This window comes from Avibacterium gallinarum (assembly GCF_002921135.1).
GTDB classification, from domain to species: domain Bacteria; phylum Pseudomonadota; class Gammaproteobacteria; order Enterobacterales; family Pasteurellaceae; genus Avibacterium; species Avibacterium gallinarum.
In genome coordinates, this window is sequence record NZ_PQVJ01000011.1 from 47,319 (window position 1) to 70,670 (window position 23,352).

Below are 23,352 nucleotides of genomic sequence, written 5' to 3' on the forward strand. Positions count from 1 at the left end.
GAATACCCTATGCAAACAGAACAACTTCTTAACCAACTTTTTGAGAAACAACCTTTAACTCAAGCCCAAGCGGAAACCCTGTTCAATGCGGTGTTGCAAGGGGAATTGAGCAATGAACAACTTGCTGCTGCCTTAATCGCGTTAAAATTGCGTGGCGAAACGGCGGAAGAAATCAGCGGTGCGGTGAATGCCGTACTCGCTAATGCCAACAGTTTTCCAACGCCAGACTATGTCTTTGCGGATATTGTTGGCACGGGCGGCGATGGCGCAAACACCATTAATATTTCCACCGCTTCCGCCATTGTTGGCGCAGCTTGTGGCTTGAAAGTGGCGAAACACGGCAACCGTAGTGTATCGAGCAAAACAGGCGCAAGCGATGTGCTAAGTGCCTTAGGGGTTAATATCAATATCAGTGCCGAACAAGCACGCCAAGCCCTTGATGAAATTGGCATTTGCTTTTTATTCGCGCAGCAATATCATCCCGGCTTTAAGCACGCCGTACCAGTTCGCCAAGCGCTAAAAACACGCACTATTTTCAATATTTTAGGGCCATTGTGTAACCCCGCTCGCCCGAAACATCAATTATTAGGCGTGTATTCCCCCGATCTCATTGCTCCTTATGCAGAAACCGCCCTGCGTTTAGGGCATAAACACAGCATTGTGGTACACGGTGCTGGCTTAGATGAAGTGGCCATTCACGGTAAAACAGAAGTAGCGGAAATTCGTGATGGTAAAATTGAACGTTATAGCCTAAGCCCTTATGATTTCGGCTTTGAGCCACAACCATTAGAAAGCCTGCGTGGCGGTGAACCTGAAGAAAATGCAAAAATTTTGACCGCACTTTTACAAGGCAAAGGCAAGGCAGAACACGCCCAAGCCGTAGCAATGAATACGGCGCTATTAATGAAATTATTCGGCTATGAAGATCTCAAACATAACGCCGAGAAAGTGCTTGATGTGCTTGCCACGGGCAAAGCCTTTGAAACCTTAGTCGCATTGCGTGCGGTAGAATAAAAAAGAGAAAAAACAATGAATATCAACAACCAAACTCCAACGATTTTACAGAAAATCGTGCAAGATAAAGCGCAATGGGTGGACGCAAAATCACGCGCGTTCCCTTTGCAGGATTTTGAAAAAAACTGGAAAAATCCGACCGCTCTTTTTATCAAGCGTTGGCGCAAGGCACGCATCAACGCCCTGCTTACATTTTAGAATGTAAAAAAGCCTCCCCTTCTAAAGGCTTAATCCGCTCGGAATTTAACCTTGATGAAATCGCTCAAGTGTATAAACATTATGCAGCAGCCATTTCCGTGCTGACGGACGAAAAATATTTCCAAGGGGATTTTGCTTACATTCAACAAGTGCGTAATCAGGTGAGCCAGCCCGTGCTGTGTAAAGATTTTATGATTAGTCCTTATCAGGTTTACTTGGCTCGCTATCATCAAGCAGACGCGATTTTGCTAATGCTTTCCGTGCTTGACGATGAAACCTATGTCCAGCTCGCCGATTTAGCTCACGAATTGGGAATGGGTGTGCTGACGGAAACCTCCAATCAGCAAGAATTAGAACGTGCCATTGCTTTGGGGGCGAAAGTGATTGGCATCAATAACCGTGATTTGCACGATCTTTCTGTGGATCTTGGTCGCACGCCACCGCTCGCTCGCCAAATTCCTGCGGATCGCATTGTGATTAGTGAATCGGGCATCTATTCTCATCAACAAGTTCAGCAATTAAAACCTTATGTAAACGGCTTTTTAATCGGCAGCAGCCTGATGGGCAGCGATGATTTGAATAATGCGGTGCGAGCGGTGATTTTTGGCGAAAATAAAGTGTGCGGTTTAACTCGTCCGCAAGATGTGCAAGCGGTGTACAACCAAGGCGCGTTATATGGTGGCTTGATTTTTGCCGAAAGCTCAAAACGCAAACTTTCCTTACGCCAAGCGCAAGAACTTGTGACGCAAGCTCCGTTACGTTTTGTCGGCGTATTTCAAAATCAAGAGATTGATTTTATTGTAAAAATTGCCTCGCAATTAAATCTCTTTGCGGTGCAGCTACACGGTTCAGAAAATGCGGAATTTATTGCCCAACTCCGCCAACAACTGCCTGAACAATGTCAAATTTGGAAAGCCATTTCCATTCAGGTGGAAAAACATCAGAAGGAAGAACAAAGTGCGGTGCAAATTGAGCCAATTTCTCAGGTTGATCGCTATGTATTAGACAGCCAGCTCGCCCAGCAACAAGGCGGAACGGGACAAGCCTTTGACTGGTCGCTCATTCCTGCGAAAATCAAAAACAACGCAATGCTCGCTGGCGGCATTAATCAGGAAAATTTAGCCCTTGCCCTATCGCAACATTGCTTAGGGTTGGATATTAATTCAGGGGCAGAAAGCAGCGCAGGCGTGAAAGATGCCACTAAATTAGCGCAATTATTTAAACAAATTTTAGATTATTAAGTAAAAGGAACGATAACGATTATGTCAGAAACGCAACTTAATCCTTATTTCGGCGAATTTGGCGGAATGTATGTGCCAGAAATTTTAGTCCCTGTGCTAAAACAGCTGGAACAGGCCTTTGTGGAAGCACAAGCCGATCCCGAATTTCAGGCAGAATTTCAAGATTTACTGAAAAACTACGCAGGTCGCCCTACGGCATTGACACTGTGCCGTAATCTTACCAAAGGCACAAAAACCAAACTTTACCTAAAACGGGAAGATTTATTGCACGGCGGTGCGCACAAAACCAACCAAGTTTTAGGGCAAATTTTGCTCGCCAAACGAATGGGCAAAACGCGCATTATCGCCGAAACAGGGGCAGGTCAGCACGGTGTTGCCACTGCCCTTGCCTGTGCAATGTTGGATATGCCTTGTCGTATTTATATGGGGGCGAAAGATGTGGAGCGCCAATCGCCGAACGTCTTCCGTATGCGTTTAATGGGCGCGGAAGTCGTGCCAGTGGAAAAAGGATCTTGCTCGCTCAAAGATGCTTGTTGTGAAGCAATGCGTGATTGGTCAGCCAATTATGACAACACCCATTATTTGCTTGGCACGGCGGCAGGCCCTCACCCTTTCCCTACCATTGTGCGAGAATTCCAAAAAATGATCGGGGAAGAAACCAAACGCCAAATTTTAGAAAAAGAAGGACGTTTGCCTGATGTGATTATCGCGGCCGTGGGCGGTGGTTCTAACGCCATTGGAATGTTTGCCGATTTTATTGACGAACCCCAAGTGCGCTTAATCGGCATTGAGCCTGCGGGCAAAGGCATCGCCACAGGGCAACACGGCGCGCCGCTGCGCCACGGCAAAGTGGGCATTTATTTCGGAATGAAATCGCCAATTATGCAAACAGAAGATGGGCAAATCGAAGAATCTTACAGCATTTCTGCGGGCTTAGACTTCCCCTCTGTTGGGCCACAACACGCCCATTTACACGCTATTGGACGTGCTGAATACGAAAGCATTACAGACGATGAAGCCCTTGACGCGTTCCAAGCTCTCGCCAAACACGAGGGCATTATCCCTGCGCTCGAAAGCTCGCACGCCTTGGCTTATGCGTTAAAATTAATCCAACAAAATCCAGACAAAGAACAATTAATCGTCGTGAATTTATCCGGCCGTGGCGATAAAGATATTTTCACCGTGGACAAAATCTTGACTGAAAAGGGGAAAATCTAATGAGCCGTTTTGAAACCTTATTCACCCAACTGAATGCTAAAAACCAAGGTGCATTTGTGCCATTCGTAACCCTATGCGATCCTGATTTAAACCGTTCTTTCGAGATTATTTGTACCCTTGTGGATAACGGTGCAGACGCGTTGGAACTCGGTTTTCCTTTTTCTGATCCCTTATTAGATGGGCCTGTGATCCAAGCGGCCAACAACCGCGCCTTGCAAGCAGGTTGCAGCACAGCGGAAAGTTTTGAATTGCTGGCAAAAGTGCGGTCGAAATATCCTGAAATTCCCATCAGTTTATTATTATGCGCTAATTTAATTTATGCACAGGGGCTAGATCATTTCTATCAACGCTGTGCTGAAGTGGGCGTAGATGCCGTGCTTGTAGCGGATATTCCTTTGCTTGCGGCTGAACCTTATATTCAAGCAGCGAAAAAACACGGCGTGCAACCTGTGTTTATCTGCCCACCCAATGCAGACGAAGCCACAATCAAAGGCGTGGCACAACACAGCGAAGGCTACACCTATTTAGTTTCCCGCGCAGGCGTAACCAGTGCCGAAAACCAAAGCCACGCAGCGAATTTGGATACGCTAGTAGAACAGCTTAAAGCCCACCAAGCACCGCCAATCCTACAAGGTTTCGGCATCGCCCAACCCCAACAGGTGAAAGAAGCCTTACAACTTGGCGCAGCCGGCGCAATTTCTGGCTCTGCCACGGTTAAAATCATCGAACGCAATTTAGACAACCACGCAAAATGCTTAAGCGAACTGGCTCAGTTTGTGAAAGCGATGAAAGGTGCCAGTTTGTAGAATATTTTGTTATCCACTCCGATAACGGTGCACCTTCCGCTTCATTGCACTAGGCGGCATAAGTTGCTTATCTAAATGGTGGGATTGACTTAGGGATTTATCCTGAACGGCTTAAGCCTGTGCGTCTGAACAAAATGGTCGGCACGAGTGGATGTATAGTAGTTTAAAGGCGAATATTACTCAAATTGCATTTGACTTGATAGCAAAGCGTGCTAAATAAATTTCGTCAAGGCTACAACAACTATCCTTCACATGAAGGGATTGGAAGAAAAACACCCGCTGCACTTTATCTGCCTTGAACTCATGTTTATACGGATAAAATTGAGCCTTACGTTATGGTAATACAGAACTTCGTAAGATAAAAGGGAGTGGTGAGGCTAAGTGGCTTGATGAGACATATTACCTGACGCAAGTCTTGGCTAATGAACTGGTTGCCTTTATTCCTCATGCAGATAGTGTTTGGCGTATTTATTACCAACAACAGGCAAGTGCCGTTTCTTCGCTGGATTGCAGTGTGAATATTGGATCTAAAAAGTCGATGTGCTTACAGCAAACGATAAATACGAAACTCATTACAAACATACTATGGAGCAAAAAGGCTTCACCATTGCGCTAAATATATCCCTGTGATGCAGGCGATACCAAATACAATGGTAGCAGCGAACACTGCTTGGAGTACTTATTGAAGCAGGTGAAAGCTTAATGAAAGCTAGCAAGTCAGTGATCTAAATATTAAGGTATCTAGCAAAAAATATAGCGAATAAAAAATGGCCATTTAACCCTTTGACCTTTTCGGATAAGCCCTTTCCTCTTGAAAAGCCCCAAAAATCCCTTGGGGGACTTCCCTTTTGTTTTTTCGTAATATTGTCTTGTTTCCAATACAATAAATACACTATGGAATGTTCTTTAAGATGATAAAAAATACTATCAGAGAAAATTGCGTTTTACCAAAAACCATAAATCAAGTGTCAAATTAGCTTGAAATTTATTGCTAATCACCCCATATACAATAAGTCATTTTGTTTAGAAGTGAACTATGAACGATTATGTAAACAACCTTCATCGTGTTTTGTGGATCATTGACACTCGGGAATCAGCATCGCAACGGTATAAACCTTGTTATTTCGCTCAAAAAGCCAAACACGACGTTTTTTCACCAATTATACTTATACTGCGCACAGGTTTACCCCTCTGCGAAAACCACCAAAATAGCTTTTCTTCCCCATCAAGAAAAATTCTCAGAATCCTTATTTTTCAGTGATGATTTGTTTTTCGATTTGCTCAACACGGCTATAAATCACGCCATTCATTAGCTGTGTTTTCACCCGCTCCCCTACTTGCACTTGATGAGAATCAGTAATCGCAATGCCTTGTTCATTTTCAGAAATAGAATAACCACGGGAAAGAATTTTCAGCGGGCTTAATCCGTCCAAGCGTTGGCACAAGGTGGCAAAACGCCCTTGTTTATTTGTCAGCAGTTTTTCTGCGCTAAAATCTAACCGCACTTTTAATTGTTGCAAATGTTGTGCTTGTTTTTGTAGGCGGTACGGCAACGGATTATTATTCAGCCGCTCATTAAGTGCGGTGAAATTTTGCTGTTTTTTTGCCAAATAATGCTGCATCGCCAGCCTTAAGTCATAGCCTAGCTGTTGGATCTGGGCTTTTTGCTGATTAAGCTGTTTTTGCGGATGGCGATTTTGCAAGCGTTGGCTAAGTTGCTGTAATTTTTGTTTTTTCGCAGAAAGGCGGCGTTCCATTGCCAAATGCAAACGCTGGTGCTGTGTGGTAATTTGCTGTTGCGATTTTTCCACTGCCCGTTGCATTGCAAACTGCAAACGGTAAGCAAGCTGTTCTAGTTGGGCTTTTTGTTGATTCAGCTGAATTTGTGGATGACGATTTTGCAAACGCCATACAAGCTGATTTAAGGCTTGGCTTTTTTCATTAAAAAGACGATCTAACGCCATTTCTAAACGCTGACGTTTATAGTTAAGCTGTTGCAATAATTCTTGCTGATCACGGCTCACTAATTCTGCTGCAGCAGAGGGCGTAGGCGCACGCACATCGGCCACAAAATCCGCAATGGTAACATCAGTTTCGTGTCCCACCGCGCTGATCACAGGGATCACAGAATTAAAAATCGCGCGCGCCACCGCTTCTTCATTGAAACACCATAAATCTTCTAGCGAACCGCCACCGCGCCCCACAATAAGCACGTCCACTTCTTGACGGCGGTTGGCCAGTTCGATCATTTGTACAATTTCATCGGTGGCTTCTTTGCCTTGCACGGCGGTGGGATAAATCACCACGTTCAGGCTAGGATCGCGCCGCTGTAAAATATGCAAAATATCTTGCAACGCCGCCCCTGTTGGTGAAGTGATCACGCCCACTTTGCGGCTAAAGTGCGGTAGATTTTTTTTCAAATTTTGCGCAAACAATCCTTCCGCTGCCAATTTCATTTTCAAGGCTTCAAATTGCTGCTGCAACAAGCCCTCACCTGCAGGGTGCATACTGTCGATAATCAGCTGATAATCACCGCGCGGCTCATATAAACTCACACTGGCACGCACCAACACTTGCATTCCATTTTGCGGACGAAACGGCACGCGCAGATTTTTCATTCGAAACATTGCGCAACGCACTTGGGCATTTTCATCTTTCAAGGTGAGATACCAATGCCCCGAAACAGGTTGGGTGAAATTGGAAATTTCCCCCGTGAGCCACACTAGCCCAAGCTGCCCTTCCAATAATTGGCGAGCCTGCTGGTTGAGCTGTGAAACGGAATAAATCGCACTATTTTCCATTTTTAATCCAACAATACCCAGCCATCATCGAGCCAGTTGCATAGGCTGTCTAACAATAATTCCATTACGCTTTCTTTATCTTGCACGTCAAGCATTAAGGCTTGTAAATCGCCTAAGCCAAGGCTTTCACCATCTGCTAAGCGTTTTAAAATTTGTGCTTCAAGGGGATTGAGTTCATCAAGCCATTCGCCGTTGGCATAAATGCGTAACGGATGCTCGGTGTAAAGCAATTTGCAATTATTATCTTGTGAAAGCAAACAATCTTCTTCCAAAAGCGACCGCACTTCGTCAGGGTCGTACTCCCCTTCTGTTGGCAATAATTCATAACGTCTGCTACTTACTGTGCTTGCTAAGGCTTGTTTAAATAACGCGTCAAATTGCGGGCTTTCCGCAAGGCTGGCAAGAAATTGTTGCTTAATGGTAGCAATATTTTGCTGTGCCAATAAACCTGTGGGTTGAAGATCTGGGCTAAGGCGCAGTGGAATTAAAAATTCGCTTAGATCCAATTCTAAATTCGGTTGATTAAAGGCTTTGCCCACATTTTCAAAAATATCCGCCAAATTAGGATAACGTAAGCCGAAAGAGAACGTCAGGCAATCATCTTGCGCCACGCCATAATGGGATAAACGCGAAGGCACATAAAGCACATCGCCGGGTGCAAGCACTTCATCAAGCACCAATTCGCCCATATCATCAAAAATACGAATCGGCTGGTTCGGTTTGAACTCGGTGGTTGGATCGCACCATTTGCCAAGCTGCCAACGGCGATGTCCATAACCTTGCACAAGGAACACATCATATTCATCATAATGTCGCCCTACCGAGCCATCTTGTGGCGCGTAAGACACCATAATATCGTCCCGTTGCCATTGCGGAATAAAGCCAAAAGCGTTCCAAAGCTGGCCTAATTCTGGCGACCATTGTTCCATATTTTGCACCAGCACCGTCCATTGTGTTGGCACATCAGCAAAATCTTGCTCTGCCAGCGGGCTAACTTTGAGTTCCCAATTTTCATCACTATGCTGTTTGATGAGGCGAGCGGTAACCTCTTCACCTTGTGCCAATTCAATAATATCTTCTGGCTCAAACTGCCCCACAATTTGTGGCAGACCGTTGCGAATTAATAAGGGTTTCTTTTGCCAATATTCTTGCAAAAATTGTTCTGGGCTAATGTGATCGGGTAAGCAAAATTTAATCATTGCCTTGTTCCTCTTGAGTTGAAGATGGGGTTGCCAATTGGGGTACAGATTGTTGATCTTGGGCTAATTGTTTTGCGCGTTTTTTCGCTTCTTTTTCAGCTTGCTTTTGCGCTTGCTGTTCTTGCAGCTGCTGTGCCGCACGCTTACGGCGGATCTCTTTAGGATCAGCCAATAAAGGGCGATAAATCTCAATGCGATCGCCATTTTCTAGCACATCGGTGAGCTTCGCAGGGCGGCTGAAAATGCCAATTTTATTTTCACGTAAATCAATTTCACTAAATTGATGCAAAATACCCGATTGTAAAATCGCCGTTTGCACCGTTGTGCCTTGCTCCATATGCAAGGTTTTCAAAAAATAACGATCAGGCAAGGCATAAGCAATTTCAATTTTTAATTTAGACATTAGGCGTAAACCTCCTTAGCGCGTTGCTTGAACGCATCGATCATTTTGCTGGTAAGATGGGTAAAAATCTGCCCGAATGCCATTGCAATAATTGGATTAGAAAATTCAAAATCCAGTTTTAAAGCAATTTTGCAGCACTGCTCATCAATTTCCACAAACTGCCATTCCCCTTGTAAAAACTTGAAAGGCCCTTCCACCAACTGCATTTGAATTTGCTGATTTTCCACCATGGTATTTTGCGTGGTAAAACGCTGGCGAATGCCTGCCTTGCTGATTACCAATTCTGCCGTGAGCTGATTTTGCTGACGGCTTAGGGTTCGGCTTTCCACGCAGCCCGGCACAAACTCAGGATAGCGTTCATAATTATTCACCAAATCATACATTTGTTTGGCACTGTAAGGCACTAAGGCGCTTTGATTAACACTTGGCATTTTATTTATACTTAGTATTTTTCTGTAAAAAAACTTTGCTATTATAGCGAATATCAAACAAAAGTGCGGTGATAAACGCACGAAAAAATAAGGGAAAACGATGAATTGGGTCATTTTCGCCATTGGATCAGCATTTTTCGCTGGGCTAACTGCCATTTTAGGCAAGCTCGGCGTGGAAGGCATTAACAGCAACCTTGCGACCTTTATCCGCACCATTGTGGTACTTGCGGTCGCTGGCGGCATTATTACTCTGCGCAACGAATGGCAACTGCCCCAACATATCGCCACCAAACCCTTTATTTTCCTGCTATTATCTGGCGTTGCCACTGGGCTTTCTTGGCTCTGTTACTACCGCGCCCTACAACTCGCCCCTGCTTCTTGGGTTGCCCCGATTGATAAACTGAGTGTCGTCATCGCCATTGTGCTAGGCGTGGTGCTATTAGGCGAACCAATCAGCTTAAAACTCATCATCGGATCAATTTTAATTTTGAGCGGTGTATTGGTGTTGGCGTTGTAGCCGTTTTTTCGCTACAATAGCCCACTATTTTTTGTCCAGTTAAAGAAAGTATGTCAGAAATTAAACTCATTGTTGGGCTGGCTAACCCCGGCGATAAATATGCCGACACGCGCCATAATGCAGGGGAATGGGTGATTGATCGCCTTGCTCGCCAATTTAATTTTCAACTAAAAGAAGAAAGTAAATTTTTCGGTAAAACGGCAAGAGCGGTGATTTTTGGCGAAGAAATTCGTTTTCTCGTTCCTACTACCTTTATGAATTTAAGCGGTAAAGCGGTGAGTGCATTAGCCAATTTTTACCGTATTAAACCTGAAGAAATTCTGATTATTCACGATGAGCTTGATCTCCCACCTGGTGTTGCCAAAATTAAACAAGGGGGCGGACACGGTGGACATAACGGTTTGCGTGATAGCATTGCTCAGTTGGGTAATAATAAAAATTTCTACCGTCTGCGTGTAGGAATTGGACACCCTGGTGATAAAAATCTGGTTTCTGCCTATGTGCTAGGCAAACCTTCGCCAAGCGATTGGCAACTGATTGACAAAGCCTTAGATGAAGCCGCTGCGTGCGTGGAAATTCTCATCAAAGAAGGCATTACAAAAGCAACAAATCGACTCAATAGCTTTAAAGCGTAAATAAACCATCAGAAGGAAAAAATGATGAAAAAATCAATAGGTATTATCCTTTTTGCAATCATTCTTAGCGGATGTTCTGCTAGAGCCGTACTAGTTCATAAAAAAGTAAACTACGATCCAACACAAGAAGCTCGGGTTCGTGTTTATAATTCCAATGGCAACTCGACAACAAAAGTAAGAAATGAAACAAGTTGTCAAGACTTGGCTCAAGATCCAAGAAAAAAACGGAGCCGAAATCCATTTAGCCGTGAAAATATGTATATTGGTCTACCTAAACGAACACTTAGCAATGTAACCATTGGCATTCCTGCGACGGAAAGAAGTGTTTCTGCCCTAAAAAGGGATAGCTATACAGATACAGATTCATTCAGAGAACAAGTCATTACCGCCAATAAACCTGTTACTATACAAGCAGGTTTTCACTTTACTAATGAAGGAATGAATAGCACTCAGTCTATGAGTTGTAGAATAATTGGTGAATTTATTCCTAAAGCAGGCAAAGATTATGAAGTTGGATTTAGTCATTCCAATGAAGGATGCAGACTATTTATTTATGAATTAGCGTCATTAAAGGTAGCAAGAGAAGATGGCGTGCAAGCGGAAAGAGCTAATGAGATTAAATACCAACGTTGCACACTTAATTAATTAAAAAATATAGGAAAACATTATGGGATTCAAATGTGGTATCGTGGGCTTACCAAACGTGGGTAAATCCACCCTTTTTAACGCATTAACAAAAGCTGGTATTGAAGCGGCGAATTATCCGTTTTGTACCATTGAACCAAACACGGGCGTTGTGCCAATGCCTGATCCGCGTTTGGACGCATTAGCGGAAATCGTTAAACCTGAACGTGTATTGCCTACCACAATGGAATTTGTGGATATTGCAGGCCTTGTGGCTGGCGCAAGTAAAGGCGAAGGCTTGGGCAACAAATTCCTTGCGAATATTCGTGAAACGGACGCTATCGGCCACGTTGTGCGTTGTTTCGAAAATGATGACATCGTTCACGTTGCAGGGAAAATCGATCCTGCTGAAGACATCGATACCATCAACACCGAGCTTGCACTGGCTGATTTAGACAGTTGTGAGCGTGCTATTCAACGCTTACAAAAACGCGCTAAAAGTGGCGATAAAGAAGCCAAATTTGAATTAAGCGTAATGGAAAAAATTCTGCCTGTGTTAGAAAATGCAGGAATGATTCGCTCAGTAGATTTAGACAAAGACGAATTACACGCCATTAAAAGCTATAACTTCTTAACCTTAAAACCGACAATGTATATCGCTAACGTAAACGAAGACGGTTTTGAAAATAACCCTTATTTGGATCGCGTGCGTGAAATTGCAGAAAAAGAAGGCGCAGTGGTTGTGCCTGTGTGTGCCGCCATTGAATCGGAAATCGCTGAGCTTGACGATGAAGAAAAAGTGGAGTTTTTGCAAGATCTTGGCATTGAAGAACCAGGTTTAAACCGCGTAATCCGCGCAGGTTATGCCTTATTAAATCTTCAAACCTACTTCACTGCTGGTGTAAAAGAAGTGCGTGCGTGGACAGTTTCCGTAGGCGCAACCGCACCAAAAGCCGCTGCTGTCATTCACACGGATTTTGAAAAAGGCTTTATCCGCGCTGAAGTGATTTCTTATGATGATTTTATTCAATACAAAGGCGAAAACGGCGCAAAAGAAGCGGGTAAATGGCGTTTAGAAGGAAAAGATTATATCGTGCAAGATGGCGATGTCATGCACTTCCGTTTTAATGTGTAATTTTCTGCTAAATAACGCTTTTTAATCGAAAAAATAATGAAAAATCTCACCGCACTTTTTAAAATGTAGTGAGATTTTTTTCGTCCCCTGAATAATCCCCTTATACAACTTATAGATTTTTTATTCTCTGGCGTTAGGTCATTTATTTCACTCCAGTTAGCTGCCCTTTACATTATCTTGCCCCCTTACTCGCCCAATGAACAAACTGATACAACGGCTTAAAGCTTAATTTATATAAAAGATAGAAAAACAAAGTACGGTGCGATTTTACTAAGTTTTAGCTATGCAAAAGCAAACGATTGCTTAAAATCCATTTTCAAGTATAATGCGCGCTATTTTTTATTACTCAGGAAAGCTTATGAACAACAACCTACTCTATTCCGTTGAAGACAAACCGCCTTTCGGGTTAAGTCTATTATTAGCCGCTCAGCATTTGCTTGCCGCCTTAGGGGGGATTATTGCTGTGCCGTTGGTGATCGGGAATGTATTAAAATTACCCACCGAAGACACCATCACCTTAGTAAATGCCGCGCTACTTATTTCAGGTGTGGTAACCATTATTCAATGCCGTGGTTTAGGCCCAATCGGTATCCGCTTGCCAAGCGTAATGGGAACCAGTTTCACCTTTGTGGCCGCTGCTCTTGCCATTGGCTTTAGTGAAGATGGCGTTGCGGGGATTTTAGGGGCTTCGCTGGTGGGATCGTTGGTGATGATCATCGGTAGTTTCTTTATGCCTTATATCCGTAAATTATTCCCGCCTGTGGTAACAGGAACCGTGGTGATGATGATCGGCCTTAGCCTTATTCCTGTGGCAGTGGACTGGTTCGCAGGTGGACAACGCAACGATCCGAATTATGCCACGCCAGAAAACCTGATGATGGCAAGTTTCGTATTAGTCATCGTGGTGATTTTAGTACAATGGGGTAAAGGCATTTTTTCCGCCGCAGCCATTGTGATTGGAATGATGACAGGCTATGTGGTGGCACTCGCCCTAGGTTGGGTGAATTTTGATGGGGTGAAACAAGCGCAAATTTTCGCCGTGCCACAACCGCTGCACTTTGGTTTATCTTTCCCTATTGCGGGAATTATTGGTATGTCCATCGCCTATTTGGTAACCATTGTGGAATCAAGCGGTAACTTCTTAGCCTTGGGGAACGCCACGAAAACGGAAATAACAGGGAAACATTTACGCGGCGGCGTGTTGTGTGATGGCTTAGGTTCAGCCCTTGCGGCGATTATGTCCACCACGCCATTTTCTTCTTTCTCACAAAATATCGGTGTAATTTCTCTCACTGGCGTGGCAAGCCGCTATGTTGTTGCCTTAACTGGGGCATTATTGGTGTTAGCAGGCTTATTCCCAGTATTTGGTGCGTTAATCGTATCAATTCCACTACCAGTGCTTGGCGGCGCAGGGCTGATAATGTTCGCAATGATTATTGCCGCAGGAATCCAAATGCTCGATAGCATTGAACGTAGCAAACGTAACGGCTTAATCATCGCCATTTCCATTGGTTGTGGCTTAGCCGTAACCACTCGTCCAGAATTGCTCGAAAAACTACCGCACTTTTTCAAAGAGGTGCTCGGTTCAGGCATTACTGTGGGATCCTTATTAGCGTTGATTTTGAACTTAGTGCTGCCACAAGATAAAAAACCAAAAGAGAATGCTTAAAGGTTCATTTTATGAATAAAAAAATTGCCCCTAGTTATCAACGCTAGGGGCAATTTTTATCGATTAATCTGCTTTTTTACTTGGCAACAATAAGCCCTTTAAATTCGATAACACTTCTTTTTGAATATGCTTTAAGCGTGGGCGTTCTTCTTGCTTAAAGGCAAGCGGACGGCAGAATTCCATTGCTTTAATGCCAAGCCTTGCGGTAAGCAGCCCCACGCCGACACCTTGGGCAATGCGGGCGGAAAATTTCGCCGTAACATCTTGTGAAAGCCAATCCATTCCAATATCTTGGATCACTTCTGTTGCTCCGGCAAACGCCATATTTAATAGCACCATTCGCAATAAACGCAGGCGGCTGAAATAGCCCAGCTCAATATGATAAAGTTTGGCTAACTGATTGATTAGGCGAATATTTCGCCACGCAATAAAAAACACATCGACCACCTCCAAAGGGCTAACTGCAACAATGGCCGCAGCTTCGATGGCATTTTTGCTAATTAATTTTTGGGCTTGTTTATCAATGGGTTTTAGCACCGTTTGGCTGAATAAATAGGCGGTTTCACTGGCGGAATGCCCTTCATTAGCCTGTTTTTGCCACTGGATAAATTCTGGCGATTGTGGCGAAATATCCATTGCTTTCACAATATCTTGACAGAGCTGTTGGACTTTTTCACTTTCTTGTGGGGAAAAATCTTGCTGAAAATCCACCGCACTTTGCTGGCGTACAGATTGGCGGTTAAGCAAGGTTTGGCTTTGCTCTTGCAAGATCATTCGTTTTTTTAACTTCACCAGCTTACGCCATTCGCTGACGATGGCACTGATTCCCAATGCCACCAAGGAACAACTTGCCACGGCAAAAGAGAAATAAATCCATTGGTGATTTTGCCAGCTATCAATCAACCATTGCACCGACTGCGCAATCACAGCACCGCCAAAAAAGAGCGCAGAACCTGCCAGCCATTTTTTCCACCAACGGGGTTTCGGCTGTATCGCTTGCTCAAGCTGTGGCGCGAGATCGCCCAGTTCATCTTCCACTTCCGCTTCAATAATTAAATTCTCTTGCGAAAAAGTTTGTTTCGGCGCAAAGGCTTGTTGTTCTTGATCTTCAAGTGCGGTGTGAAAAATTTGTTTTTTCATTGCTTATCTCCGTTACGATCAATGCGGTGCGATCAATCCAGTTTATCCGCGAGCAAAAATTGCAGTACGGCGTCCATTCGTAAATGGGGAATAGGGTTGCCTTGTTCAAGGGGCTGGGGTTCAAATTGATCAAATTCAAAATGTTGAGTTTGCCAAAATTGTGCATTTGGTAAGCGGTTTGGCACTTCCCCAGGGTAAAGGGTGATTTTTTGCTGATCTTTTTGTCGAACACCTTGGATCGCAGGATAAAACTTGCCATTTTGATTTACCGTAACCTGTTGCGTGGCGCGAATGGCAGCAATGGCGCTGTATGCGGTTTCAATGCCTTCGTATTCCACATAACGGCCGCCTTCTTGTACGAGCTGGCGTAACAAGCTAACCAAATTATGGCGTTGATCTTTGGTAATGTGATCCGCTTTAGTGGCAAGGAACATTAATTTATCAATTTTTGGTGAAAACAAACGGTTAAGCAAGGTGCGTTTGCCATAATGAAAGCTCTTAAACAATGCTTGCAAACCTTCTTGCATATCTAAAAAAGCACGTTGGCTATGATTAAGCGGGGTAAGACAATCTGCCAAGATCACTTGACGATCAAAGGTGGAAAAATAATCTCGATAAAAACCTTTGACGATATGTTGGCAATAATAATCGTAACGCTTTGTTAAAAAAGCAAAATAGCTATTGCTATCGGCTTTTTTCAAGGCTTGCCATTGTTCCGCATTAAGATGAACCAAGGGAAAAAACTGCACCGCAGGCGAGCCTTCCAGCTCGCCCATTAACACAAAACGCCCCGGTTGAATAAAGTGCAAGCCCTGCGCTTTACAAGCAAGTAAGTATTCCGTGTAATCCTTTGCCAGTTGCGCTAGCACTTCTTCATCGGCTTTCGCAAATAAGTCGATTTTCTCGAGTTTTTCGCACCATTTTTGTGCTAACTCAAGGCGTTGCCCCTGCATAAGCTGACGCTGTTGTTCGCTCCATTGTTGAAAATCTAATTCGAGCAAGGGTAAATCTAATAGCCATTCCCCCGGATAATCAAAAATATCGAGATAAAGGGTGCTAGTTTCTTTTAAATGACGCCATAAGCCACGCTGTTGGTAACGAATGGCCAAGCGCGTTTCACTCACGCCACGGGTGAAATCAGGCCAGTGCGGTGGCTCGTCTGTTAAACATTTCAAATTATTTTCATATTCAAAACGGGGAATGTGCATTGTGCGCTGTTCAATGCGTTTTACGGCTAAAATCCGTTTATCGCGCGCCGCATCAAATAAGGGTAAATGGGCATTATCCACCGCATTAATATGCAAAAGTTGGTTCACAAGGCTGGTAATAAAGGCCGTTTTGCCGCTACGACTTAGCCCTGTTACGGCTAAACGTAACGTGCGGTCAAACCCACGGTCAATTAGGTTATCCAGTTCTTTTTGAATATAATCAAACATTTTATTTCTAAATTTCGCTAATATACTTTAAAATTTCGTCATAATTTATCACAAATATGCCTGTTATGTTTATAAGAAAAATCGTTGTTTCTGCTATTTTGCTGAGTACAAGCCTAATCAGTTTGCCAAGTTTTAGCGCCCCTAAAGTGCCAAAAATTCTCACGCAAAATGGATTAATTTATTGCACGCAGGCAAACGGTTTATCCTTCAATCCGCAAACGAGCGATGCGGGAACCAGTATGAATGTGGTAACCGAGCAGATTTACAATAAATTATTTGAAATCAAAAATAACAGCGCAACCGTTGAGCCAGTGCTGGCACAGAGTTATAGCCTGTCCGCAGACGGCAAAACCATCACCATTAATTTACGCAAAGGCATTAAATTTCATCAAACAGATTGGTTTACCCCAACGCGTAATTTTAATGCGGAAGATGTGGTGTTTTCGCTCAATCGCGTGCTAGGACATAACACGGATTTGCCTACTTTAGAAACCCTAGTGGACTACAAAAATCCGCAATACCGTATTTTCCACGAGCAAGCGCGCAAAGTGCGTTTTCCTTATTTTGAAAGCATTAAATTGAGCGAAAAAATTGAGTCTGTGGTTGCCACTTCGCCCTATCAAGTGCGAATCCAGCTTTTTCAGCCTGATGCGTCCATTCTTTCTCACCTTGCCAGTCAATACGCCATTATTTTCTCGCAAGAATATGCTTTGCAGCTTAACGCTGACGACAACCTTTCTCAGCTAGACACCTTGCCGGTGGGAACAGGCCCTTATAAAGTGCAAAATTTCGTGCGAAATCAATATGTTCGCTTAGCAAGGAATGAAGATTATTGGCGTAAAAAAGGGAAAATTGAGCATATTATTATTGATCTTTCCACAGACAGAACGGGGCGTTTGATTAAATTCTTAAATGGCGAATGTCAGATCACCTCTAGCCCTGATGTGAGCCAACTGGGGATTTTAAAACAGTTTGATGAGCGCTATTATTTGAAGTCCACGGAAGGAATGAATTTATCCTATTTGGCCTTTAATTTCCTGAAACCTACGATGAAAGATCTGGATTTGCGCCGTGCCATCTCACAAGGTATTGATCGGGAACGCATTATTCATCGGATTTATCATAATACGGCAAGTGTAGCGAATAATATTATTCCTAATATTTCTTGGGCGGCAACGGTAAACACGCCTGATTTTGCCTATGACTACAACCCAAAAGCCGCCAAGGCCTTTTTACAAGATAAACAGCTCAAGCTCACAATGTGGGTGCTAAACGAAGAGCAGGTGTATAACCCTTCGCCAATTAAAATGGCAGAATTAATCAAATGGGATTTGGCGCAAGTGGGCGTGGAATTAGCCATTCGCCCTATAACTCGCACTTATTTAATTGAGCAGCTGCGAAATGGCTCGGAAGATTACGATTTGATTCTCACTGGTTGGCTTGCGGGGAATTTAGATCCCGATAGCTTTATGCGCCCGATTTTAAGCTGCGGCACGGTCAATGACATCACAAATCTTTCCAACTGGTGCTATGCGCCTTTTGAAGATGCAATGAACCGTGCTTTAAATACCACACATTTACGTTCGCGCGCCAATTATTATAATATTGCGCAAGAAATTATTTTGTCAGAATTACCCATCATTCCTGTGGCGAATGTAAAACGAATGTTAATTGCTAATTCACGGGTGAAAGGCTTGGAGCTTGCGCCTTTTGGCAGCATTAACTTTACGACGCTATCCTATCAACAAGGAGAGAAAAAATGATTTTGTCGTTTTTCAGACATCTTATCTTGTTGGTGATCACCTTAGTGATTCTTTCTATCATTAGCTATGCGGTGCTAATGCGCGATCCACTCAATGAAGTGCTGGCAACACCGCATTTTTATTCGGGCTATTTTTTCTATGTGCAAAATTTACTCAATGGGGATTTGGGGATTAGCTATAACGGCGGTGATTCCTTAAGTGATTTGGTTCTCACCGTGCTCCCCCCTACCCTTGAACTTTGCTTTACCGCCATTTTACTGGCGTTGCTCTTTGGCATTCCTTTAGGGCTAATTGGGGCAATTTATCGTAAAAAATTCTTCGGAAAAATCATCCGCACTTTGTCTGTCATAGGGCTTTCTCTGCCCGTGTTTTGGCTTGCGCCTCTGTTGCTTTATGCGGCCGCTATTTATGGCTGGGAGATTGCTGCCATTGGGCAATATAATTTGCTTTATGAAATTCAGCCCATCACGGGATTTCCCATTATTGACGTTTGGTTTATTGATGAGCCCTATCGCATTAAGGTGATCCAAAATGTGCTGCAACACCTGATTTTACCGACCTTAGTGCTAACCATTTGGCCAACAATGGAAATTATTCGTATCGTACAAGAGCGTGCCGCCTATTTGTTTGAGCAGCCTTACATCAAAATTTCAATGACAAGAGGCTGGTCAATGTGCAAGATTTTGCGTACGCATATTTTACGCAACACCCTACCATTATTAGTGCCACAAATGACGCGATTATTCACCCTTGTGATTGCACAATGTATGTTGGTTGAAGGCACCTTTGGTTGGTCTGGCATTGGGCATTGGCTGATTAATGCCGTTGCCCAGCAAGATTACAACAGTATTTCCGCAGGCATTATCGTGATTGGATTATGTATTATTGTGGTGAATTTATTGGTAGAAACGCTCACCTTTGTGTTAGATCCGTTAAATAAGAAAGGTTGGTATGCAAGATAAAGATCCGGCAGAATTTCGCCACACAGCAACATTAACCACCATTTGGAAATTATTCCGCCAAGATAAAGTGGCACTTGCCAGTTTTTATCTATTTTTGCTGTTTATTTTGACCGCACTTTTTAGCGGATTCATTGCCCCTTATCCCGCTGAAACGCAGTTTATCGGTTTTGAGCTAATGCCCCCCTCTTGGGTAAATGGCGGAAAAATCGCCTACTTCTTCGGCACAGACGACATTGGACGTGATGTGCTAAGCCGCTTAATTACAGGAACAACCTACACCTTGGGTTCTGCCTTAATCGTGGTGATTTTCACCGCTATTTTAGGCGGCATTATGGGCGTTTGGGCTGGAATGTCGCAAGGGATTAAATCGCGTGTACTTGGGCATTTTCTTGATGCTTTCCTTTCTACCCCCATTTTGTTGATTGCCATTATTATTGCCACCTTAATGCAGCCTAGCCTGATTAACGCAATGCTTGCCATTACCTTGGCATTATTACCACATTTTATTCACGAGATTTACCAAGCCATTCAAAAAGAGCTGAAAAAAGAATACATTTTAATGCTCCGCCTTGAAGGGGCATCAAATTGGATTTTATTAAAAGACGCCATTTTCCCCAATATTTGGGTGAAATATATCCAAGAAATCACCCGCGCTTTTACCATCGCCATTTTGGATATTAGTGCATTAAGTTTTATTTCTCTCGGTGCGCAAAGCCCAATGCCAGAATGGGGCGTGATGATTAAGGATTCTCTCGAATTGATTTACCTTGCACCTTGGACGGTAATCCTACCAGGGCTTGCCATTATGGCGGTGATCTTAGTTGCGCTATTACTCGGCAACGGCATTAATAAAGCCATTGAAAAATATTATGAATAGGGATTCCTATGGCACTACTTGATATTCGTAATCTTTGCATAGAAATAAAAACGCCAAATGGTCGAGTAAAAATCATCGATAACGTCAATCTCACCTTGAATGAAGGGGAAATTTGCGGTTTAGTCGGGGAATCGGGTTCAGGAAAAAGTCTGATTGCAAAAGTGATTTGTAACACCATTAAGGATTCGTGGGTTGTTACCGCTGATCGCTTTCGGTTTAATGATGTGGAACTGCTCAAACTTAGCCCACATAAAAGGCGGAAATTGGTGGGCAAAGAAATTTCAATGATCTTCCAAGAGCCGCTGACGAATTTAGATCCCAGCAGCAAAATTGGTAAACAGTTGATCCAAAATATTCCCTCTTGGACATTCAAAGGCCGCTGGTGGCAATGGTTTGGCTGGAAAAAACGCCGCGCCATTGAATTATTGCACCGTGTGGGGATTAAAGATCATAAAGACATAATGAACAGCTACCCCGATGAAATCACCGAAGGGGAAGGGCAAAAAGTGATGATCGCCGCTGCCGTTGCCAATCAGCCACGCTTATTAATTGCTGATGAGCCGACCAATGCGTTGGAATCCATCACTAAGGTGCAAATTTTCCGCCTGCTGTTGAGTATGAATCAAAACCAAGGCACATCTATCTTGCTAGCCAGCAATGATATTAATAGTATCCGTGAATGGTGCGACAGTTTCAGCGTGCTTTATTGTGGGCAAAATGCGGAATCTGGGCCGAAAGAAAGTGTACTCAGCACACCACATCACCCTTACACCAATGCGCTGCTGCATTCTATTCCTGATTTTAAACAGCCGTTGCCACTCAAAAGCCGTTTAGGTACATTGCGTGGAAGTGTTCCCCTGTTGGATCAGCTGCCTATTGGCTGTCGCCTTGGCCCACGTTGTCCATTTGCGCAGAAAAAATGTATTAATAAACCGCCAACAAGACGCATAAAACATCACGAATTTGCCTGCCATTTTCCACTGAATTTACGTGAAAATCAGCGAAAAGAAAGAGAAGATGTCGCAACACCACTTATCATTAATACGGATGAAAATAACGAAGAATAGGAAAAGCGAATGAGTGCCTTATTAGAAATTGAAAATTTATCCAAATCCTTTGATGATAATGTCGGCATTTTTTCATCTAGCCAGTTCGTTGCTGTGGAAAATGTCAGCTTCCAGTTAGAGCGTAAAAAAACTTTAGCAATTATTGGTAAAAATGGTTCGGGGAAATCCACTTTAGTAAAAATGATCGTGGGGATTATCGCACCAAGTGCGGGGGAAATTTTGTTTAAAAATAATCCTTTACAGTTTGGCGATTATCACTACCGTTCGCAGCATATTCGAATGGTTTTCCAAGATCCGAACAGTTCTTTCAATCCAAAACTCAATGTCGGGCAAATTTTGGATACCCCACTACGCCTTGCCACCGATTTAACTGAAAGAGAGCGTGATGAAAAAATCTTTTCTACACTTAAGCTAGTTGGACTTTATCCCGATCACGCTAGCATAAAAATCAACACGATGTCCGTAAGCCAAAAACAACGTGTTGCCCTTGCTCGTGCTTTAATCCTTGAGCCTGAAATCATCATCACCGATGATGCCCTTGGCTCACTCGATGCCACGGTGAAAACCCAGCTAATGAATTTAATGCTCGAAATCCAAGAAAAACTAGGTATTTCTTATATTTATGTGGGGCAACATTTGGGCATTATTAAGCATATTTCTGATGATGTGTTGGTGATGGACGAAGGCAAAATGATCGAATACGGCACAACCCGTGATGTCTTCACTCATCCACAAAATGATATTACCAAACGTTTAGTTGAAAGCCATTTTGGCCGACTACTAACCGATGAATCTTGGCGAATCAGATAACCCTTATAAAATAAAGTGCGGTGTTTTTTTTGCAAAGTTTTTGTAATTAAAGAACTATTTATTACCTCATTTTATCTCCCAATAAAAAACAGGCTGGATACCCTATCCAGCCTGTTTCGCACGATACTAAAAAATTACGCAGGATAAACCGGCAAGCGCTTACAAATATCTAGCACTTTCGCTTTTGTTGCTGCGATAACTTCTGCTTCGTTTTCTTTACCCACGGCATCAAGCACATCGCACATCCAGCCTGCTAGCTCTTTCACTTCCGCTTCTTTAAAACCACGGCGAGTCACAGAAGGTGTGCCTACACGAATCCCTGAAGTGATAAACGGTTTTTGTGGATCATTTGGTACGGCATTTTTGTTTACCGTAATGTTCGCTTTGCCTAATGCGGCATCGGCGGCTTTTCCTGTTAAACCGTGGCTCACTAAATCCACTAAGAATAAATGGTTTTCTGTGCCGTTAGACACCACGTTATAACCACGCTGTTTAAACACTTCCACCATCGCTTTTGCGTTTTTCACCACTTGTTGCTGATAAGCTTTAAACTCTGGCTCGAGGGCTTCTTTAAAACATACTGCTTTGGCTGCAATAACGTGAACCAATGGACCACCTTGACCAGCTGGGAAAACAGCGCTGTTTAATTTTTTGTAAAGCTCTTCATCACCGCCTTTTGCTAAAATCAAGCCACCACGCGGGCCGCCCAATGTTTTGTGTGTTGTGGTTGTTACAACGTGCGCGTGCGGTAATGGGTTTGGATAAACACCTGCAGCGATTAAGCCTGCAACGTGCGCCATATCCACGAATAAATAAGCGCCCACTTCGTCAGCAATCTCACGCATTTTCGCCCAATCAACTACTTGAGAATAGGCAGAAAAGCCTCCCACGATCATTTTTGGCTTAACGCGTAACGCTTGTTCACGCAATGCGTCATAATCAATTACGCCTTCATCGGTGATGCCATATTGTTCTGCGTGATAAATTTTGCCTGAAAAGCTCACTGATGCCCCGTGAGTTAAGTGTCCGCCGTGTGCCAAGCTCATACCTAAAATAGTATCACCCGGATTTAACAATGCCATATATACTGCCGCATTAGCTTGCGAACCAGAATGCGGTTGCACATTGGCATAATCTGCATCAAATAATTCTTTCGCACGGTCAATCGCAAGTTGTTCAACAATGTCTGCATATTCACAACCGCCGTAATAGCGTTTGCCGGGGTAACCTTCCGCATATTTATTGGTAAATTGAGAACCTTGCGCTTCCATTACGCGTGGGCTGGCATAGTTTTCTGATGCGATTAATTCAATATGTTCTTCTTGACGGCGATTTTCATCTTGGATCGCCTGCCATAATACGGGATCGTAATCAGCGATGTTCATACTTCTTTTTAACATTGTGTT

19 protein-coding genes and 2 pseudogenes are annotated in these 23,352 nt (G+C 43.5%); 14 read left to right on the forward strand and 7 right to left on the reverse strand.

Going from position 1 to position 23,352, the window contains the following annotated elements:
- The first annotated feature begins 9 nt into the window (after positions 1–9).
- The 4 genes and pseudogenes from trpD to trpA all read left to right on the forward strand — a co-directional run bounded on the left by trpD (position 10) and on the right by trpA (position 4,477).
- Positions 10–1,014 (forward strand): anthranilate phosphoribosyltransferase, encoded by a 1,005-nt coding sequence (trpD, locus tag C3007_RS03765; protein WP_103853169.1) that lies wholly within the window; start codon positions 10–12, stop codon positions 1,012–1,014.
- A 15-nt stretch (positions 1,015–1,029) separates the two neighbouring features.
- Positions 1,030–2,453: pseudogene (gene trpCF / locus C3007_RS03770) on the forward strand (bifunctional indole-3-glycerol-phosphate synthase TrpC/phosphoribosylanthranilate isomerase TrpF).
- A 21-nt stretch (positions 2,454–2,474) separates the two neighbouring features.
- Positions 2,475–3,671 (forward strand): tryptophan synthase subunit beta, encoded by a 1,197-nt coding sequence (gene trpB, locus C3007_RS03775; protein WP_103853170.1) that lies wholly within the window; start codon positions 2,475–2,477, stop codon positions 3,669–3,671.
- Positions 3,671–4,477 carry a tryptophan synthase subunit alpha gene (gene trpA, locus C3007_RS03780; RefSeq protein WP_103853171.1) on the forward strand — a complete coding sequence of 269 codons (807 nt, stop codon included), beginning with the start codon at positions 3,671–3,673 and terminating at the stop codon, positions 4,475–4,477. Before trpB ends, trpA begins: the two co-directional genes overlap by 1 nt.
- A gap of 1,247 nt (positions 4,478–5,724) precedes the next feature.
- On the opposite strand, the gene xseA is transcribed toward trpA, so the two are convergent.
- The 4 genes and pseudogenes from xseA to C3007_RS03800 all read right to left on the reverse strand — a co-directional run bounded on the left by xseA (position 5,725) and on the right by C3007_RS03800 (position 9,311).
- On the reverse strand, positions 5,725–7,278 hold the full coding sequence (gene xseA, locus C3007_RS03785; protein WP_103853172.1) for an exodeoxyribonuclease VII large subunit: 1,554 nt from the start codon (positions 7,276–7,278) through the stop codon (positions 5,725–5,727).
- A gap of 2 nt (positions 7,279–7,280) precedes the next feature.
- Complete coding sequence (locus C3007_RS03790) at positions 7,281–8,477, reverse strand: ribosomal protein uL16 3-hydroxylase (RefSeq protein ID WP_103853173.1); 1,197 nt, start codon at positions 8,475–8,477, stop codon at positions 7,281–7,283.
- 127 nt (positions 8,478–8,604) lie between these two features.
- Positions 8,605–8,880, reverse strand: a pseudogene (locus C3007_RS03795) (RnfH family protein); the annotation flags it as partial.
- Complete coding sequence (locus tag C3007_RS03800; protein ID WP_103853174.1) at positions 8,880–9,311, reverse strand: type II toxin-antitoxin system RatA family toxin; 432 nt, start codon at positions 9,309–9,311, stop codon at positions 8,880–8,882. The pseudogene C3007_RS03795 and the gene C3007_RS03800, both read right to left, overlap by 1 nt.
- Positions 9,312–9,411: 100 nt before the next feature.
- On the opposite strand from C3007_RS03800, the gene C3007_RS03805 reads away from it, so the two are divergent.
- The 5 genes from C3007_RS03805 to C3007_RS03825 all read left to right on the forward strand — a co-directional run bounded on the left by C3007_RS03805 (position 9,412) and on the right by C3007_RS03825 (position 13,891).
- Entirely contained in the window at positions 9,412–9,828 is a 417-nt protein-coding gene (locus C3007_RS03805) for an EamA family transporter (RefSeq protein ID WP_103853175.1), read from the forward strand.
- A 50-nt stretch (positions 9,829–9,878) separates the two neighbouring features.
- Positions 9,879–10,463 carry an aminoacyl-tRNA hydrolase gene (gene pth, locus C3007_RS03810; protein ID WP_103853176.1) on the forward strand — a complete coding sequence of 195 codons (585 nt, stop codon included), beginning with the start codon at positions 9,879–9,881 and terminating at the stop codon, positions 10,461–10,463.
- A gap of 21 nt (positions 10,464–10,484) precedes the next feature.
- Positions 10,485–11,108, forward strand: a complete 624-nt coding sequence (locus C3007_RS03815; RefSeq protein ID WP_123772522.1) for a Link domain-containing protein — start codon at positions 10,485–10,487, stop codon at positions 11,106–11,108.
- 22 nt (positions 11,109–11,130) lie between these two features.
- Positions 11,131–12,222: a redox-regulated ATPase YchF gene (gene ychF / locus C3007_RS03820; RefSeq protein ID WP_103853178.1), complete on the forward strand. Its 1,092-nt coding sequence runs from the start codon at positions 11,131–11,133 to the stop codon at positions 12,220–12,222.
- 358 nt (positions 12,223–12,580) lie between these two features.
- Positions 12,581–13,891, forward strand: a complete 1,311-nt coding sequence (locus C3007_RS03825; protein WP_103853179.1) for a nucleobase:cation symporter-2 family protein — start codon at positions 12,581–12,583, stop codon at positions 13,889–13,891.
- A gap of 63 nt (positions 13,892–13,954) precedes the next feature.
- Here the strand turns inward: C3007_RS03825 and C3007_RS03830 are convergent, their stop codons facing one another.
- Both C3007_RS03830 and C3007_RS03835 read right to left on the reverse strand, forming a co-directional pair.
- Entirely contained in the window at positions 13,955–15,031 is a 1,077-nt protein-coding gene (locus tag C3007_RS03830) for a TIGR01620 family protein (protein WP_103853180.1), read from the reverse strand.
- Between the two features lie 32 nt (positions 15,032–15,063).
- A complete protein-coding gene (locus C3007_RS03835; RefSeq protein WP_103853181.1) occupies positions 15,064–16,467 on the reverse strand; it encodes a YcjX family GTP-binding protein in 1,404 nt (467 codons plus the stop codon).
- Positions 16,468–16,532: 65 nt separating this feature from the next.
- Here C3007_RS03835 and C3007_RS03840 point away from each other — a divergent pair, with 65 nt between their 5' ends.
- From C3007_RS03840 to C3007_RS03860, 5 genes are read left to right on the forward strand one after another with little or no spacing between them, the layout of a single operon-like run.
- On the forward strand, positions 16,533–18,230 hold the full coding sequence (locus C3007_RS03840; RefSeq protein ID WP_103853182.1) for an ABC transporter substrate-binding protein: 1,698 nt from the start codon (positions 16,533–16,535) through the stop codon (positions 18,228–18,230).
- The gene (locus C3007_RS03845; protein ID WP_103853183.1) at positions 18,227–19,192 is read left to right on the forward strand and encodes an ABC transporter permease; all 966 of its coding nucleotides are present in this window, start codon (positions 18,227–18,229) and stop codon (positions 19,190–19,192) included. Before C3007_RS03840 ends, C3007_RS03845 begins: the two co-directional genes overlap by 4 nt.
- On the forward strand, positions 19,182–20,069 hold the full coding sequence (locus tag C3007_RS03850; RefSeq protein ID WP_103853184.1) for an ABC transporter permease subunit: 888 nt from the start codon (positions 19,182–19,184) through the stop codon (positions 20,067–20,069). Before C3007_RS03845 ends, C3007_RS03850 begins: the two co-directional genes overlap by 11 nt.
- 8 nt (positions 20,070–20,077) lie before the next feature.
- Complete coding sequence (locus C3007_RS03855; RefSeq protein WP_103853185.1) at positions 20,078–21,136, forward strand: peptide ABC transporter ATP-binding protein; 1,059 nt, start codon at positions 20,078–20,080, stop codon at positions 21,134–21,136.
- Between the two features lie 9 nt (positions 21,137–21,145).
- Positions 21,146–21,946, forward strand: a complete 801-nt coding sequence (locus C3007_RS03860) for a peptide ABC transporter ATP-binding protein (RefSeq protein WP_103853186.1) — start codon at positions 21,146–21,148, stop codon at positions 21,944–21,946.
- A gap of 134 nt (positions 21,947–22,080) precedes the next feature.
- Here C3007_RS03860 and glyA read toward each other — a convergent pair whose 3' ends face one another.
- A complete protein-coding gene (gene glyA / locus C3007_RS03865; protein WP_103853187.1) occupies positions 22,081–23,346 on the reverse strand; it encodes a serine hydroxymethyltransferase in 1,266 nt (421 codons plus the stop codon).
- Between the last annotated feature and the right edge of the window lie 6 nt (positions 23,347–23,352).

Coding starts and splice junctions, on each gene's coding strand:
- trpD (WP_103853169.1), top strand. CDS start 10: ATGCAAACAGAACAACTTCTTAACCAACTTTTTGAGAAACAACCTTTA.
- trpB (WP_103853170.1), top strand. CDS start 2,475: ATGTCAGAAACGCAACTTAATCCTTATTTCGGCGAATTTGGCGGAATG.
- trpA (WP_103853171.1), top strand. CDS start 3,671: ATGAGCCGTTTTGAAACCTTATTCACCCAACTGAATGCTAAAAACCAA.
- xseA (WP_103853172.1), bottom strand. CDS start 7,278: ATGGAAAATAGTGCGATTTATTCCGTTTCACAGCTCAACCAGCAGGCT.
- C3007_RS03790 (WP_103853173.1), bottom strand. CDS start 8,477: ATGATTAAATTTTGCTTACCCGATCACATTAGCCCAGAACAATTTTTG.
- C3007_RS03800 (WP_103853174.1), bottom strand. CDS start 9,311: ATGCCAAGTGTTAATCAAAGCGCCTTAGTGCCTTACAGTGCCAAACAA.
- C3007_RS03805 (WP_103853175.1), top strand. CDS start 9,412: ATGAATTGGGTCATTTTCGCCATTGGATCAGCATTTTTCGCTGGGCTA.
- pth (WP_103853176.1), top strand. CDS start 9,879: ATGTCAGAAATTAAACTCATTGTTGGGCTGGCTAACCCCGGCGATAAA.
- C3007_RS03815 (WP_123772522.1), top strand. CDS start 10,485: ATGATGAAAAAATCAATAGGTATTATCCTTTTTGCAATCATTCTTAGC.
- ychF (WP_103853178.1), top strand. CDS start 11,131: ATGGGATTCAAATGTGGTATCGTGGGCTTACCAAACGTGGGTAAATCC.
- C3007_RS03825 (WP_103853179.1), top strand. CDS start 12,581: ATGAACAACAACCTACTCTATTCCGTTGAAGACAAACCGCCTTTCGGG.
- C3007_RS03830 (WP_103853180.1), bottom strand. CDS start 15,031: ATGAAAAAACAAATTTTTCACACCGCACTTGAAGATCAAGAACAACAA.
- C3007_RS03835 (WP_103853181.1), bottom strand. CDS start 16,467: ATGTTTGATTATATTCAAAAAGAACTGGATAACCTAATTGACCGTGGG.
- C3007_RS03840 (WP_103853182.1), top strand. CDS start 16,533: ATGTTTATAAGAAAAATCGTTGTTTCTGCTATTTTGCTGAGTACAAGC.
- C3007_RS03845 (WP_103853183.1), top strand. CDS start 18,227: ATGATTTTGTCGTTTTTCAGACATCTTATCTTGTTGGTGATCACCTTA.
- C3007_RS03850 (WP_103853184.1), top strand. CDS start 19,182: ATGCAAGATAAAGATCCGGCAGAATTTCGCCACACAGCAACATTAACC.
- C3007_RS03855 (WP_103853185.1), top strand. CDS start 20,078: ATGGCACTACTTGATATTCGTAATCTTTGCATAGAAATAAAAACGCCA.
- C3007_RS03860 (WP_103853186.1), top strand. CDS start 21,146: ATGAGTGCCTTATTAGAAATTGAAAATTTATCCAAATCCTTTGATGAT.
- glyA (WP_103853187.1), bottom strand. CDS start 23,346: ATGTTAAAAAGAAGTATGAACATCGCTGATTACGATCCCGTATTATGG.